The 14,801-nt window shown below is 71.6% G+C and carries 15 protein-coding genes and 1 pseudogene; 11 read left to right on the top strand and 5 right to left on the bottom strand.

Going from position 1 to position 14,801, the window contains the following annotated elements; genetic code table 11:
* Positions 1 to 374 precede the first annotated feature (374 nt).
* The 3 genes from ASG29_RS03435 to ASG29_RS03425 are packed head-to-tail and all read right to left on the bottom strand — an operon-like array spanning position 375 to position 4,179.
* The gene (locus ASG29_RS03435) at positions 375 to 2,720 is read right to left on the bottom strand and encodes a TonB-dependent receptor plug domain-containing protein (RefSeq protein ID WP_055980080.1); all 2,346 of its coding nucleotides are present in this window, start codon (positions 2,718 to 2,720) and stop codon (positions 375 to 377) included.
* On the bottom strand, positions 2,717 to 3,673 hold the full coding sequence (locus ASG29_RS03430) for a FecR family protein (RefSeq protein WP_055980077.1): 957 nt from the start codon (positions 3,671 to 3,673) through the stop codon (positions 2,717 to 2,719). Before ASG29_RS03430 ends, ASG29_RS03435 begins: the two co-directional genes overlap by 4 nt.
* Positions 3,674 to 3,675: 2 nt before the next feature.
* Complete coding sequence (locus ASG29_RS03425) at positions 3,676 to 4,179, bottom strand: RNA polymerase sigma factor (RefSeq protein ID WP_082515578.1); 504 nt, start codon at positions 4,177 to 4,179, stop codon at positions 3,676 to 3,678.
* A 52-nt stretch (positions 4,180 to 4,231) separates the two neighbouring features.
* On the opposite strand from ASG29_RS03425, the gene ASG29_RS03420 reads away from it, so the two are divergent.
* The 8 genes and pseudogenes from ASG29_RS03420 to ASG29_RS03390 all read left to right on the top strand — a co-directional run bounded on the left by ASG29_RS03420 (position 4,232) and on the right by ASG29_RS03390 (position 11,173).
* Positions 4,232 to 4,456 carry a hypothetical protein gene (locus ASG29_RS03420; RefSeq protein WP_082515577.1) on the top strand — a complete coding sequence of 75 codons (225 nt, stop codon included), beginning with the start codon at positions 4,232 to 4,234 and terminating at the stop codon, positions 4,454 to 4,456.
* A gap of 34 nt (positions 4,457 to 4,490) precedes the next feature.
* A complete protein-coding gene (locus ASG29_RS03415; RefSeq protein WP_082515576.1) occupies positions 4,491 to 5,315 on the top strand; it encodes an SDR family NAD(P)-dependent oxidoreductase in 825 nt (274 codons plus the stop codon).
* A gap of 48 nt (positions 5,316 to 5,363) precedes the next feature.
* A pseudogene (locus ASG29_RS17765) lies at positions 5,364 to 5,591 on the top strand (SDR family oxidoreductase); the annotation flags it as partial.
* A gap of 38 nt (positions 5,592 to 5,629) precedes the next feature.
* Positions 5,630 to 5,809, top strand: coding sequence for an SDR family oxidoreductase (locus tag ASG29_RS17145; protein ID WP_235532746.1), 180 nt, complete (start codon positions 5,630 to 5,632; stop codon positions 5,807 to 5,809).
* Positions 5,810 to 5,900: 91 nt separating this feature from the next.
* Positions 5,901 to 6,941, top strand: coding sequence for a sugar kinase (locus ASG29_RS03405; protein ID WP_055980064.1), 1,041 nt, complete (start codon positions 5,901 to 5,903; stop codon positions 6,939 to 6,941).
* Positions 6,942 to 7,029: 88 nt separating this feature from the next.
* Entirely contained in the window at positions 7,030 to 9,165 is a 2,136-nt protein-coding gene (locus tag ASG29_RS03400; RefSeq protein ID WP_055980061.1) for a TonB-dependent siderophore receptor, read from the top strand.
* Entirely contained in the window at positions 9,165 to 9,707 is a 543-nt protein-coding gene (locus tag ASG29_RS03395; RefSeq protein ID WP_055980058.1) for a hypothetical protein, read from the top strand. The genes ASG29_RS03400 and ASG29_RS03395 overlap by 1 nt, the downstream gene beginning before the upstream one ends.
* Positions 9,704 to 11,173, top strand: a complete 1,470-nt coding sequence (locus ASG29_RS03390; RefSeq protein WP_235532745.1) for a PepSY-associated TM helix domain-containing protein — start codon at positions 9,704 to 9,706, stop codon at positions 11,171 to 11,173. Before ASG29_RS03395 ends, ASG29_RS03390 begins: the two co-directional genes overlap by 4 nt.
* Positions 11,174 to 11,284: 111 nt before the next feature.
* Here ASG29_RS03390 and ASG29_RS03385 read toward each other — a convergent pair whose 3' ends face one another.
* Both ASG29_RS03385 and ASG29_RS03380 read right to left on the bottom strand, forming a co-directional pair.
* Entirely contained in the window at positions 11,285 to 12,211 is a 927-nt protein-coding gene (locus ASG29_RS03385) for an NAD(P)H-dependent flavin oxidoreductase (RefSeq protein WP_055980052.1), read from the bottom strand.
* Positions 12,208 to 12,930, bottom strand: coding sequence for a dienelactone hydrolase family protein (locus ASG29_RS03380; RefSeq protein WP_055980049.1), 723 nt, complete (start codon positions 12,928 to 12,930; stop codon positions 12,208 to 12,210). Before ASG29_RS03380 ends, ASG29_RS03385 begins: the two co-directional genes overlap by 4 nt.
* A gap of 152 nt (positions 12,931 to 13,082) precedes the next feature.
* Between ASG29_RS03380 and ASG29_RS03375 the strand changes: the two genes are divergently transcribed.
* The 3 genes from ASG29_RS03375 to ASG29_RS03365 all read left to right on the top strand — a co-directional run bounded on the left by ASG29_RS03375 (position 13,083) and on the right by ASG29_RS03365 (position 14,755).
* Positions 13,083 to 13,571 carry a GNAT family N-acetyltransferase gene (locus ASG29_RS03375; protein WP_321163177.1) on the top strand — a complete coding sequence of 163 codons (489 nt, stop codon included), beginning with the start codon at positions 13,083 to 13,085 and terminating at the stop codon, positions 13,569 to 13,571.
* The gene (gpmA, locus tag ASG29_RS03370) at positions 13,553 to 14,239 is read left to right on the top strand and encodes a 2,3-diphosphoglycerate-dependent phosphoglycerate mutase (protein WP_055980047.1); all 687 of its coding nucleotides are present in this window, start codon (positions 13,553 to 13,555) and stop codon (positions 14,237 to 14,239) included. Before ASG29_RS03375 ends, gpmA begins: the two co-directional genes overlap by 19 nt.
* A 147-nt stretch (positions 14,240 to 14,386) precedes the next feature.
* Positions 14,387 to 14,755 carry a hypothetical protein gene (locus tag ASG29_RS03365; RefSeq protein ID WP_055980044.1) on the top strand — a complete coding sequence of 123 codons (369 nt, stop codon included), beginning with the start codon at positions 14,387 to 14,389 and terminating at the stop codon, positions 14,753 to 14,755.
* The last annotated feature ends 46 nt before the right edge of the window (positions 14,756 to 14,801 follow it).

The raw sequence follows: 14,801 nt of genomic DNA, 5'->3' as shown, positions 1-14,801 counted from the left end.
TTCATTCCCTCGATCAACACATGGTGGCATGACCCTGCCGCTTCCCGACCCGGACGGGCGGGAACGGACGCTCCGGTTCAGGTCACGATATCGGGCCCAACGCGGCGGGCCGACGGACAGGCCGCCCGGTGCGGGCGGACGATGCGGACGGGACGACACGCGCCCCGCTTCGCATCACCGGCCCTGTCCGGACGCACCGTGTCATCCTGCACATTCCTTCCCCCGGGCGCCGTCCGATGCGACGCCCCATGTCCGAAGGCGGAGGGTGACGGCGTCGCCACGTGCCGCGGCACGGTCGGCGCGTCCGGCCCCACTCCCTTCATTGACAGGAGCGAGTCAGGCCGCGGGGCCCTTAACGAAAATGCAACCTTTCTTCAGAAACGGTGTTGGTAGCCGATCCGGAACGTTCTGGGCTGAAGCGGCGTGGCGATCGCGCCGGCGCGGAACAGGGTGCCGATGGCGTAGCGCGTCGCCCGGCTGTCGAGCAGATTGTCGACCGACAGCGACCATCGCGCCGCCGCTCGGTCGATCGCGATCGTCGCCGCGGTCCGCACGTAATCGCCCTGCCGTCCCGCCACGATGGTCCCGAACGCCGCCGGCGATCGCCCTTCGTACCGGGCCCAGCCGTCGATATCGATCTGCATGTCGCGCCCGATCCGCCGCTTCCATCTCGCCCCGACGCGGCCGATGACGTTGGCGACGTCGGGCAGGCCCAGGGCCGGTGCGCCCGCGGGGCGTGCGTCCGCCCGTATGTCGTTGACCGTCACCGCCGCATCCATCGAAACGCCCGCACCCAGCGGGCCGTCGATCGCGGCGTTGAGGGAAATGATGCGCCAGTCGCCGCCCTCCCCCTGCGCGAAGTCCAGGAACCCCTCGAACACGTCCAGCTGCAACTGGCGCCAGCGGGTGCGCTGCGCCGAGACGGCGGCATGCCACCCGCTACGCGATTGCCAGCGCAACCCCGTGTCCACGACGTCGAGCCGTTCCGATCCCCGGTTCTCCGGCAGGCTCGTCACCGGGGCAACGGCGCGACCCCGGCGTCCCTGCTGGTACCGGGCATAGGCCGTCACGCCGCGCGCGGGCTGTAGCAGCAGCGACGCGGTCGGCAGTACCCAGCGTTCGCGCCGCCGCCGTCCCGTGATCGCCAGCCGGGGTGCATAGGATATCTCGCTCGAGGTCCGCGTGCCCCCCCACACCGCCCGTGCGCCGGCACCCAGCGTCAGGAACGACGCGACCCGCACCGTCCCTTCGCCGAACACCGCCGCTTCCGTCAGCGTCTCCGCAATGCCCAGCGTGGCGCTGGTCGGCCGTATCAGGCCGAAGAAGTCGAACGGGTCGGCCTCGGTCCGCGGCGCCTCCGTGTAATGATAGCGCGATGCGCTGCGTGCGCGGGTGAAGGCCAGTCCGGCGACCCAGCCCGATCCGCCGTCGGTCGATCGCGTCACGCGCGTCTCGTGGCTCAACAACCGGTGGCGACGCGTCAGGTCGGCCGTCGCGCCTTCGACAGCGGGCCAGAACCGTTCGTCGAACCGCTGGCGCGCCACGCCCGTCGCCGACACCAGGCCCACCTCGCCGAGACGACCGTTCACGACCAAATGCCCGGCGGCATATCCGCTGCGCGACGGCTCCGCGATCGGGCCGTCGTCGGTCAGGGGGGGGGCGTCGATCGTGGCGTACTGGCTGTCGCGGGTGCGGATGGCCTGCGCCACCGCGATCGCATCCACCGTCCAGTCGTCGCCCGGCCACCAGCGCGTCGTGACGCGACCGCCGTCGATCGTCGCGCGGTTGGCGTCGCGCCGCCCCGTCGCCGGCTTGTCGATGAAGCCGCCCTCGCTGCGCGCATATCCGACCGCGCGCACCGCCAACCTGTCCGTCAGCGGCAGGTTCACGACCGCGTCGGCATCCGCGCCGGTCGCGCCGTGCGTCACCGCCGACAGCCCGCCGCCGACCGTCGCCGATATGACGCCGCGGTCGGGCATCCGCTGGTTCAGGCGGATGATCCCCGCCATCGATCCCGATCCGTACAGCGTCCCCTGCGGCCCCTGCATCACCTCGACGGTGGCGATGTCGTACAATTGCAGGCCCGGATCCGACGCGCTGTACGTCAGCCGGACGTCGCCCAGGTACAACCCGGTCATCGATTGCAGCCGCCCCGAGAAGCTGGAATCGGCAAGCCCCCGGACGAACAGCTTCTCGCGCCCCGATCCGCGATAGGTGGACGAGATGATGGTGGACCGCGCCACCAGCGCCGACGTGCCCGCCTCGATCCCGATCGGCGGGGCCGCGATCACCTCCACGCTGCCGGGAAACGATGCGACGGGCGCGGCGCGCTTGCTCGCCCATACGATCATGTCGCCCGCGGGACCCGCGCTCCGCCCCGGCGGCGGATCGCGCACGACGGGCGGGCGCCCGGACGGCGCGGGGCGCGGACCGAGGCGCCAGGTGGCCGAGCCGACGCGCCGCGCCTCCGCCCCGACATGGCGCGCCAGCAGGTGCAGCGCCGCCGCCGCGGTCATGCGGCCATGGACCCGCGGCACGGCGCGCTTGGGCAGGGTGCGGTCGTCGATGGCGATGCTCACCCGTGCCTGCTGGGCCAGCCGGTCGATCGCCCCGTCCAGCGGCCCCGCGGGCAGGTCGATCGCCAGGACCTGCCCCGCCGCGGGGCTCGCCAGCGCCGCCAGCGGACATGGCAGGAGCCACGCGGCGGCCCGCGGGATCACCGGGGAAGGAACGCCCAGCCGCGCGGACTTTCGGCGACGCGGATGCCGAACAGGGCGGCCACGTCGCCCGGGCGGCCGCGCAAAGTGGCGGGCGTGATCGTGCCGCTGAACCGGCGCTCCCGGACGCTCGCGTCGACCACGATCGGCTGTCCCAGCGCGATCGACAGGTCGGCGGCGACATCGGGAAGCGGCGCGTCGTCGTAGCGCATCCGGTCGTTGCGCCATTGTCCGACCGCGGCGGGCCGGACCTGCTCGACCCGCGGCGCGCGGCCCGCGACCAGGTCCGCCGCCTGTCCCGCCGCCAGCGACAGCCGGACCGTCGCGGGATCGACGATCACCCGCCCCTCCGCGACCGCGACGCGCGTCGCGGCGCGATCGTGCGCGACCTCGAACGTCGTCCCGGCATCCACGATCCGATAGCCGCCCGCCTCCACCCGGTACGGTGCGGTCGCATCGTGCCTGACGTCGAAGACGACATGCCCCCGGTCCACCCGCGCCCAGCGCGGCCGCGCGGCGTCGAGCCGCACGCGGCTTCCGCCGGCCAGGGCGATGCGGCTGCCGTCGGCCAGCGCGATCGTCCGCGAACGTCCCGGCGCGGCCTCGACGATGCGCAGCGACGACGGACCGTCCGCCTGGCCGATCACCAGCACGCCCGCGATCCCCGCGGCCAGTGCCGCGCCCGCCGCCACGCCGATCCACCGCCGGCGGGGGACGGGCGCCGCGCGCACGGCACGGGCGGGCACACGGGCGGGCAGCGGCACGACCACGCCGGTCGCGCCGGGCGGCGTCGCGCCCGCGTCCACGACCATCGCGATCGCGCGGTCATAGGCCAGGTTGCGCGCGGCATCGCCGCCGAGCCACGCCATGAACGCGTCCCACTCCTGGAACCCGGGCTGCGCGGTGCGGATCGCCCAGCCGAGCGCGATCTCGTCGATGGTCGGTGCATCGTCCATGCTCAAGGGAGCGACTCGTCGGCGTTATCCCTCAATCCGGACAGCACCCGGCGCGCACGCCGCAGGTCGCCCTCGACCGTGCCGATGCTCACGCCCATCTCCGCCGCCACCTGCGCCTGGGTCAATCCGTCGACCCGGTGGCGGTGGAAGATCCGGAACACCCGCTCGCCCTCCCCCGCCAGCGCGGACAGCACGGTCCGGACCGTCTCGCGCGCCGCCAGGACGCGGTCGGCCGACGGCTGGTCGGACCGGTCGGGGATCGCCGGCCCGGTCGCCTCGCTCCAGGATCGATCACGCGCCATGTTCTGGTTCTCGCGATGATATTGCTTGATGACCAGCGAATTGGCCATGCTGTACATGTACGATAACGGGGCATCGATGTGGACGCCCTCGCGCGGCAGGGCCAGCCACAGTTCGTGCAGCAGGTCCTCCGCCGCACCGTCCCGGTTGCGCGCGGCGAAGAAGGCCAGCAACTTCGACCGGTGCAGCAGGAACGCGGCCTGCACCTCGCTTCGCCGCGCGGAGGCGCTGCGGTTCTTCGACGCCTATTTCCCCGGCGTGGACGTGCGCTACGAGGACGTCGTCGTGGTCCCCACCGCCGACGGCTGGGCGCAGCGCCACGTCATCCATGCCGACGGCGCGAACGGCTTCGCCATCCGCGGGTTGCGAGCGTGCATGATCGTCCGCCTGCACGGCGACCGGATCGGCCGCATCTACGAATATCTCGACAGCGCCCAGGCGGGCGGCTTCGACAATTCCCGCCTCGTCGCCCCCGCCGATTGACCGGGCCGTCCGCCCCGCACGAAAGGAACATGCGTTGAAACGTCTGGAGGGAAAGGCGATCGTCGTCACCGGTGCCGGATCCGGTATCGGGGAGGCGTGCGCCGTCGCCTACGCACGCGAAGGCGCGCGGGTCGTCGTGACGAGCAAGAGCCGCTCGTCCGAACGGGTGGCGGCCGCGATCCGTGCCGCCGGCGGGGAGGCGCAGGCGTGTTTCGGGGACCTGGCGGATGAAGCCGCGGTCGAACGGCTGATCGATGTCGCGATCGGCGCGCATGGCCGGATCGACGTGCTGCACAACAACGCCGCCGTCACCGGGGACGAGATATTGATGGACCGCGACGTCGCGTCGATGGCGACGGACATCTGGGACGTCACCATGGCGGTGAACGTGCGCGGGCCGATGCTGTGCGCGAAGCACGCGATTCCCCACATGCTGAAACAGGGCGGCGGCAACATCATCGCCACCGGATCGAGCAAGGCGTTGCAGGGCGACATCGGGCAGACCGCGTACAGCGCGTCGAAGGCGGCGCTCCACAACCTGACGTACAATATCGCCGCCCAGTACGGGAAGCAGGGCATCCGCGCGAACGTGCTGATGGTCGGCCTGATCCTGACCGACGCCACCCGGCAGAACATTCCCCCGCCGATCCTCGACCTGGTGCTGCGGCACAAGCTGACGCCCTTCATCGGCACGCCCGACGATTGCGCCGCGGCGGCGGTGTTCCTCGCCTCCGACGATTCGCGCTACACCACGGGTCAGGCGCTTCACGTCGACGGCGGGTTCGCGTCCCATTCGCCCACCCTGCCCGACATGCAGGCGCTGTTCGCGCAGATGACGGCGCCGACGGACGACGCCTGACGCCGCCCCCTTCCCGGCGCGCCCGCCGCCCCGTTCCGTCCGGAGCCGATGATTCGTTCGATCACGAACTCGTCAACCGCGACGCCGACCTGTGGGACAAGGCCAGCGCGATCGTCGACATCTCGTCCCTGGCGGCGAAGCTGGGGGGGGCACATGCTCATCACCCATCGATCGTCCAAGGCGGGCGTCCTCGCGCTCACCCGGGCGGTCGCCACCCGCCACGGGAAGGAGGGCATCCGCTGCAACGCCATCCTGCCGGGCTTCATCGAAACCCCGCGTACGACGCCATGGCCGCCCCCAACCGAACGATGTTCATGCGTCACATCATGTCGCCCCGCGGCGGCGTGCCGGACGACATCGCGCATCTGGCGACGTTCCTGGCGTCCGACCGGGCGACGTTCGTCAACGGCACCGAAATCCCGGTCGACGGCGGATACGGCTGCCACGATCCGGCCACCGCGGACGTCATGGCCATCGGACAGGGAACCGACTGACCGGCCGATCCGGGACCGGGCGATTGACCGGTCCGGTGCCCGCGATTACCCCGCCGCGGATCGCGCCGCCGTTCGAGCGCGGGGAGCCTGCATGACCGATCCCCTTCCCGCCGCGTCGGCGCACGGCCGTTTCCTGGCCTTCGGCGAAGTCATGCTGCGCCTGTCCCCGCCGGGCCGCGAGCTGCTGATGCAGTCGCCGCGGCTCGACATGTGGGTGGCGGGGGCGGAGGCGAACGTGGCGACGCAGCTGGCGCGCCTCGGCCACGACGTCGGCCTCGCCACCCGCGTTCCCGACAACGACCTGGGCCGCGGTGCGATCGCGACGCTGCGCGGCCACGGCGTCGACGTGAGCCACGTCCAGTCGGGCGGCGACCGGATGGGACTGTATTTCGTCACCAGCGGCGCGGGGCTGCGCGCGACCGAGGTGATCTACGACCGCGCCTGGTCGTCCTTCGCGGAGGCGCCGGCGGAGGGGTGGGACTGGGATGCGATCCTGGACGGCGTCGACCGCCTGCACCTGTCGGGCATCACCCCCGCGCTCGGCCCCGTCCCCGCCCGAAGCGCGGTCGCGGCGGCGGAGGCGGCCAGCGCGCGCGGGATCGCGGTGTCGTTCGACGGCAACTGGCGCGGCAAGTTGTGGGCGCGGTGGGATTCGGATCCGCGCGCCATCCTGACGCGGATCGTCGCGCATGCCGACCTGTTGTTCGGCAATTACCGCGACATCGCGCTGCTGCTGGGTCGCGACGATGTCGACGGCGGCGGGGCGGATCGCGAGTTGCACGCGGCGGAGGCCGCCTTCGCGGCCTTCCCGCGGCTGCGGACGATCGCGTCGACCACGCGAACCGTCGACCATGTCGACCTCAACCACCTGTCGGCACGGATCGACACGCGCGACGGCCATGCACGGACCGACGCGGTCGCGCTGGCGGGGATCGTCGACCGGATCGGCGGCGGCGACGCCTTCGCCGCCGGGGTGATCCACGCGCTGCGCTTCGGCGCGGACCCGGCGGGGGCGGCGCAGACCGGGCTGGCGCTCGCCGCGCTGAAGCATTCCCTGCCCGGCGACGCGTCGCTGTTCCGACAGGCGGATATCGACGCCTTCCTTGCGGGCGGGCTGGACGTCAGGCGCTGACCGCCCGTTCTTTTGCGATTGATTTGCAATAGCTCGCCCATTAGGGACCGATTCGCCGCGCGATAGCGGCGCGATCGGAGACGTTTGAATGAAGCGCAGCCTGTTCTGGGGCCTGCTGGCGGGTGCGGCATCCCCCATGGCGACCGCGGCGATGGGCGCCGAACCGGTCGCCGTCGCGGCGCCGGACGCCCCGGACAACGACATCATCGTGACGGGATCGAAGGCGGAACAGGCGGGCGACCGGCAGAGCGCTTCCCCCACCGGCCTGTCGCTGTCGCTGCGCGAGACCCCGCAATCGGTGACGATCGTCGATCGCGAGCGGATCGACGCCTTCGCGCTGACCAACGTCAACGACCTGCTGACCCAGACCGTCGGCATCAACGTCGAACGGACCGAGACCGACCGGACCGAGTTCAACGCGCGCGGCTTCGACATCACCAATTTCCAGTTCGACGGCGTCGGCCTGCCGATGGCGTTCGGGATCCAGAGCGGCGACCTCGACACCGTCCTGTTCGAACGGGTGGAGGCGGTGCGCGGCGCGAACGCCATCATGACCGGCGTCGGCAACCCGTCCGCCACGATCAACTATCTGCGCAAGCGTCCGACGACCGACGTGCGCGCCGGCGCCGCCGTCTTCGGCGGGTCGTTCGACATGTGGCGGGTGGAGGGCGACGTATCCGGCCCGGTCGACGCGTCGGGCCGCCTGCGCGTCCGCGTGATCGCCGCGCACGAGGAACGCGCCAGCCACCTCGACTACAACAGGGTGAACCGCGACGTCTTCGCCGGGCTGGTCGCCTGGGACGCGACGCCGGACCTGACCGCGACGTTCGGCTATTCGCGGCAGGACAATCGCTCCGACGGCGTCCTGTGGGGCGCGTTGCCGCTGGTGTACAGCGACGGATCGCGCATCGACTATCCGCGCTCCGCCTCCACCTCCGCGCCATGGACCTATTGGAACGTGCTGGACCAGACCGCCTTCGCCGAACTGGCGTACCGGCCGGGCGGCGACTGGTCGGTGCGCGGCGTCGCGACGTACCGGCATTCGGACGAACGCGCCAAGATCCTGTACGCCTATTCGCCCAACGGCCTGCCCGATCCCGCGACCGGGCGCGGCATCGTCGGGCTGGTCGGCCTGTATCCCTCGACGAACGAATCGCTGCTGTTCGACGGCTATGCCTCGGGCGGCGTCGACCTGTTCGGCCGGTCGCACCAGCTGGCGTTCGGCGTCTCGACCGGGCGGCTGGACAACGAACAATTCTATGCCGCGCCCGATGCCGGCGTCGATTACGGCGATATCCGGCAGCTCGCCTCGTTCCGCGCGCTCGAACCGGCCTTCGGCACCCCCAGGCGAGAGGCCGACGTGCGCGACCGCCTGACGCGCGCCTATGGCGCGATGCACGTGAACGTGACCGATCGCCTGAAGGGCGTCGTCGGCGCCACCGCGATCTGGCTGCGCACCTCGGGCCTGTCGTACGGCGCGGATCAGGCGCGTCGGAACGAGAAGGTCAGCCCCTATCTCGGCGCGCTGTACGACCTGACCCCGAACGTCACCCTGTACGCAAGCTACACCGACATCTTCAATCCGCAGAACGAGGTCGACGTCACCAACACCCGGCTGGACCCTGCGAAGGGCACCAGCATCGAGGGCGGGGTGAAGGGCGAGTGGTTCGACGGCCGCCTGTACGGCACCGCCGCCGTCTTCCGCGCGAAACAGAGCGGTCTCGCCGATTTCGCCGGACAGTTCGTCGCGGGCCAGCCGGGGCAGGCGGGCACCTCCTACTACATCGGCCGCGACACCACCTCGACCGGCTTCGAGGTGGAGGTCGCGGGCCGCGTCGCGAACCGCTGGCTGCTGTCGGGCGGGTTCACCCACCTCGATATCGAGGATGAGGCGGGCCAGGACGCGCGGACGTTCATCCCGCGCGACACGCTGAAACTCGCCGCCACCTATACCGTCCCCGAATGGCGCGACCTGCGCCTCGGCGGGCAATTCCGCTATCAGGGCGCGATCTCCACGCCCAGCGGCGTCGCGGGCCGCCCGATCGTGCAGGACGGGTTCGCCACCCTCGACCTGCTGGGCGGCGTCCGCCTGTTCGATCGCGTCCGCGCGGACCTGAACGTGCGCAACGTCACCAACGCCCGCTATCTCGGCACGCTGAAATACGGCCAGGCCTTCTACGCCGCGCCGCGCAGCGTCGTGGCGACGCTTCGGTTCGCCTACTGATGACCGCGCTGGCGCTGCTGGCCGTCGCGGGCGCGATGGGACTGATCCGGATCGGCTGGGGCGGGCGGCGCGGCCTCGCCGGCGCGGGCTGGGCGCTCGCGCTCGCCGCCGCCGCCGTGCTGACGTGGCGCGACGGCGCCTGGGGTCTGGCGCTGGCGACCGTCGCGGCGATGGGCGCGGCGCTGGCGCTGGTCCTGTACGCCGCGTGGACGTCGCCCGCCCGCGCGTACCGCGCCGCGCGCGCGGCGCCGTCGATCGCGCTGCCGCACCGCGCGTCGGGCGTGGCGCGGCGGCTGGCGGTCTTCGTCCTGGCCGTGCCCGTCGCCTTCGCCGCCGCGCAATGGCTCGCCTACGGGCTTCAGGCCGCGGCGCGCGCGGCGGGGATGGGAGCGTCGGACGCCACCGCCGCGATCCTGTTCCTGCAACCCGTCCTGTGGCTGGCGATCATGACCGTCCAGATGACGCGCGCGGGCCCGGTGCAGATGCTCGCCGCCCCCGCGCTGGCGGCGCTGGCGGGAACCGCGTTATGGGGTGTCGCATGACCGCGCCCGTCCCGCCCCCCGCGACGACTTTGGTCCAGCGCGCACTGGGCGGACATGCCGCCATCGGTCTGCTGGCCAGCGCGCTGCTGTACCTGATCGCGCTCAGCGGCACGATCATCGTCGTCCACGACCGCTGGCAACGCTGGGAACAGCCCCATGTGGCGGAATCCGCGATGCTGGCGCCCGCCGCGGCGCAGGCGGCGATGACCGCGGCGCTGGCGCGCGACGCCGCGGCGGGGAAACCGCCGACGACGCACCTCTACATCCGCCTGCCGACCGGCGATCTGCCGCGCACCGTCGTCACCACCGATCACGGCGGCTGGTACGTCGACGCTACGGGCCGGATCGTGGCGAAGGAGGACCATGCCTGGACCGAATTCCTGGTCGGCCTGCACGAATATCTCCACCTGCCCCTGTCGTGGGGCATGATCGTCGTCGGCGCGCTGGGCGTCGTGCTCGCCGCGCTGGTGACGACGGGCGTGCTGGCGCATCCGCGCATCCTGCGCGACGCCTTTCGCCTGCGCAGCCGCCACGATGCGCAACTGGCCCGCGCGGACTGGCACAACCGGCTGGGGGTGTGGACCCTGCCCTTCGCCCTCGCGGTCGCGCTGACCGGCGCGTTCATCGGGCTGGGCAGCGTCGGTTTCACCGTGCTCGCGACGGGCTATACCGGCGGCGACCTGGAACGGGCCTATCAGCCGATCTTCGGCCGCGAACCCGCGCCGGACGCCGCCGCCGCCCCGCTCCCCGACGTGGCCGCCGCGCTGGCCACGCTCGCCGCGCGCGTCCCCGGCGCGACCCCGATCTACGTCATCGTCCACGATCCGCGCACCGCGGGGCAGCACGTCCAGGTCCTGGCCGAACATCCCCGCCGCCTGATCTACGGCGAAAGCTACGCCTTCGACGCTGCGGGGCGCTGGCACGGCCCCGCCGGCCTTTCGGACGGAGCGCTGGGGCAGCAGGCGGCGGCATCGGCGTACAACCTGCATTTCGGCAATTACGCCGGACTGCCGGTCGAGCTGCTGTACATGGCGCTCGGCCTGGCCTTGTGCGTCGTCACCGCGACCGGAACGACGCTGTGGCTGGAAAAGCGCCGCCGCCGCGGGCTGGGCGGGCGACGGCTGATGGCGTGCTGGACATGGGTCGTGTGGGGCACGCCGCTGGCGATCCTCGCGGCGCTGTGGCTGCGCGCGGGCGCGGGGGCGACGGCCCCGCTGGTGGCGGCGTTCTGGACCCTGCTCGCCGCCGGCCTGGCGCTCGCGGTCACGCGGCCGGGGTGGATCGTGGAGCGACACCTGAAGGTCGCGACCGCGGCGGCGGTGCTGGTCAGCGCGATCGGGCACCTGATCCTGCTGCGCCCCGCGGATGCGGGATCGCTCGGGATCGACCTGACCGCGGCGCTGCTGGCAGGCGCGATGCTGTGGGTGTGGCGCGGCGACCTGCGGACTCGCGCACGGTCGGGCTGATCCCCCACCTCCGTTCGCCCTGAGCGAAGTCGAAGGGTATGCGCGCACGGACGGGCATAGACTTCGACGTCGCTCAGCCCGAACGGATGCCGGGGTGTTCGGACGGACGCCCTACCGCGGCAACCCCGCCACCGTCGCCGCATATTCCGCCATCGTCTCGTCCAGGATATGCGCCACCGGCTTCACGTCCCCGATGCGCCCCGCGACCTGCCCCGTCAGCGCGACGCCCGCCTCCAAGGCGCCGCCGAAATAGACCGCCTGCGTGTTCGCGAATTCGGCGAAGATGCCGTCCGGCGCCCCGTCCTTCTCGATCCGCGTCGTCCGCTCCGTCCGCAGCGCGCGCAGCGCGGGGCCGGGGCCGGCGCGGTTCAGGAACACGGTGTCGGTCGCATCCGCCGCCACGATCCGCCGCTTCCATTCGTCGTGGACCGGGCATTCCGTGCTGGCCAGCAACCGCGTGCCCATCAACACCCCCTCCGCGCCCAGCGCGAAGGCGGCCGCCATGCTGCGCCCGTCCATGATCCCGCCCGCTGCCACAACCGGCACGTCGACCGCGGCGACGACCTGAGGGACGAGCACCATCGTCGACACGTCCTTCGGGTTCTTGAACCCCCCGCCCTCGCCGCCCTCGACGATCAGGCCGTCGACCCCCGCCTCCACCGCACGCACCGCGCCCGCCAGGTTGGGCACGACGTGGAACACGGTCAGCCCCGCCTCCTTCAGCATCGCGGTATATTTCATCGGATCGCCGGCGGAGGTGGTGACGAACTTGATCCCGTTGTCGATCACGAACCGGATGATCGACGGATCGCGCACGAACGCCTGCGCGACGTTCACCCCGAACGGCTTCGTCGTAGCCACGCGCATCTTCACGATCTCGTCGCGCACCGCGTCCAGCTCGCCCGAGGACGTCTCGATGATCCCCATCCCGCCCGCGTTGCTGACCGCGCTGGACAATTGCGCCCGCGCGATCCAGCCCATCGCGGCCTGGACGATCGGTTTCTCGATGCCGAGCATGTCGGTGATGCGGGTCCTCATGCGAACAGCTCCGTCAAAAAATCGCGCATCGCCGCCCAGCTGCGGCGGTCGGCGCGGGGTTCGTAGGCGACGCCGGGAATCGCGCCGTCCCTGCGGCTTTCGTCGGTGAAGGCGTGGCCCGCATTGCCGTACGCGTGGATCTGCCAGTCGGCCTTCCCCGCGGTCAGCTCCCGCCCCAGCGCGACCAGCGCGTCGGGCGGCGCGAGCGGGTCGTCCCAGCCGTGGCACACCAGCAATTTCATCGCGATCGCCGCGACACTGGCGTAATCGGGCCGGTCGTACACGCCGTGGAAGCTGACCCCGCCCAGCACGTCCAGTCCCGCACGCGCCATGTCTAGCACGCACTTGCCCCCGAAGCAGAACCCGATCGCGGCGGTCGCCGCCGGATCGACCTCGCGCTGCGCCTTCATCGTCGACAGGCTGGCGGCCAACCGGTCGCGCAGCAGCGCCCGGTCCGCGTTCATCTCGTTCATGTAACGCGCGAAGTCCGGCCCCGGCTGCCCCCGCTTCCCCTGCCCGAACACGTCGCAGGCGAAGGCGGGATAGCCCAGCCGCGCGAGGTCCTCCGCCTTGGCGTTGTCGGCTTCCTTCTGCCCCAGCACGTTGGGCACGACCAGCACGCCCGGCCGCGCCCCCGCCACCGCATCGTCCCACGCGAACACGCCCTCGAACGCGCCGCCGGGGCCGTCATGCACGATCGTCCGTCGCCGGATCGCCATCCGCATCCTCTCCCTCATGTCGCCGTCATTGCGCGCGCAGCGAAGCAATCCAGCGTTTTTCGCGCAGCACCGGATTGCTTCGCTGCGCTCGCAATGACGATGCAGTTGCGGCTAGCATGCGGCACGCATCACGCCGCGGCAAGGAGCGACGCATGATCGAGGTACGACGCGACGATCCCGACAACCCGGCGCTCGCGGGCCTGCTGGCCGAGCATGTCGCGGAGCAGCGCGGCAACGTGCCCCCCGGCTTCGCCTTCGCGCTCGATACGAAGGGCCTGGCCGATCCCGCAATCGCCTTCTGGTCCGCGTGGGACGGGAATCGCGTCGCCGGGTTCGGCGCGCTGAAGGAACTGGACGCCGCGACCGGCGAGGTGAAATCGATGCGCAGCGACGCGGCCTATCTCGGCAGGGGCGTCGGCCATGCGTTGCTGTCGACCATCGTGGCGGAGGCACGCGCGCGCGGCTACGCCCGCCTGTATCTCGAAACCGGCACGACCCCGGCCTATGACGCCGCGCTGACGCTGTATCGCCGCGCCGGTTTCGTTGCCTGCGACGCCTTCGCGGACTATCGCCCGAGCCCGCACAACCAGTTCCTGTCGCTCGACCTTTCAAAGGAGGCCCGATGCCCACCCTCGTCCTGATCCGCCACGGCCAGTCGTCCTGGAACCTGGAAAACCGCTTCACCGGCTGGTGGGACGTCGACGTGACCGAGAAGGGCGCGGCCGAGGCGAAGGCCGCGGGCGAGCTGATGGCGGCGAAGGGACTGGACTTCGACCTGACCTTCACCTCGCTCCAGACGCGCGCGATCAAGACGCTGAATCTGGCGCTGGAGGCGATGGGCCGGTTGTGGCTGCCGACGGAAAAGCACTGGCGGCTGAACGAGCGCCATTACGGCGGCCTGACCGGGCTGGACAAGGCGGAGACCGCGGCGAAGCACGGCGACGAACAGGTCCATGTCTGGCGCCGCAGCTTCGACATCCCCCCGCCCGTGGGCGAGCCGGGCGGCGCGTACGACATGACCGGCGACCGCCGCTACGCCGGGATCGACATCCCCGCGACCGAAAGCCTGAAGGATACGATCGCGCGCGTCCTGCCCTATTGGAACGACCGCATCGCGCCCGAACTGCGCGCCGGGCAGCGCGTGCTGATCTCCGCCCACGGCAATTCGCTGCGCGCGCTGGTGAAGCATCTGTCGAACATCCCCGACGACGAGATCACGTCGCTGGAAATCCCGACCGGACAGCCGATCGTGTACGAACTGGACGACACGCTGGCGGCGACGGACCGCTATTACCTGAGCGAGCGGTAACGCCCGTCTTCTCGACGCTTGTGTCCCCGCGACGGCGGGGACCCAGTCCGGGCTCCCGCCGTCGCGGGAGCACAAGGGCGCCTGGCGATGCACCGACGGGAGGCCGAACGGCTTGTCTCGCGCATCGCCGCGCGCCACACTCCCCCCATGCGCATCCTCCTCCTCGCCGCCCTCCTCCCCCTCGCCGCCTGCGACGACGGCGGGAAGGGCGCGCGCGATGCGGAGATCGTGAAGGCGGCGCGCGCGGGCATGAACACCGTGCGCGGCATTCCGGGCGGCCGGACCGCCAGCTTCACCGCGGTCCGCCTGATCGGCGGCGACACGGTGTGCGGCATGATCGACGGCAACGATGGCGACGGCCCGCGCGCCTTCGCGACGAAGGGGCAGGACGTACTGCTCGACGACCTGCGCGATCCCGCGACGAAGGCGGCGGTGGACAAGGCATGCGTCGGCCAACCGGTCCACCGGATCATCAGCCGCAACGACAATTTCACCGACCTCGACGTCGCGCCCTAGATATCCTCCCCGGCACGGGGAGGATTCCAGGCCGGATCGACATTCG

The organism is Sphingomonas sp. Leaf412 (genome assembly GCF_001425405.1).
Lineage (GTDB): Bacteria > Pseudomonadota > Alphaproteobacteria > Sphingomonadales > Sphingomonadaceae > Sphingomonas.
Note: the sequence above shows the minus strand (reverse complement) of the source record. Positions and strands in the feature narration are given on the sequence as shown.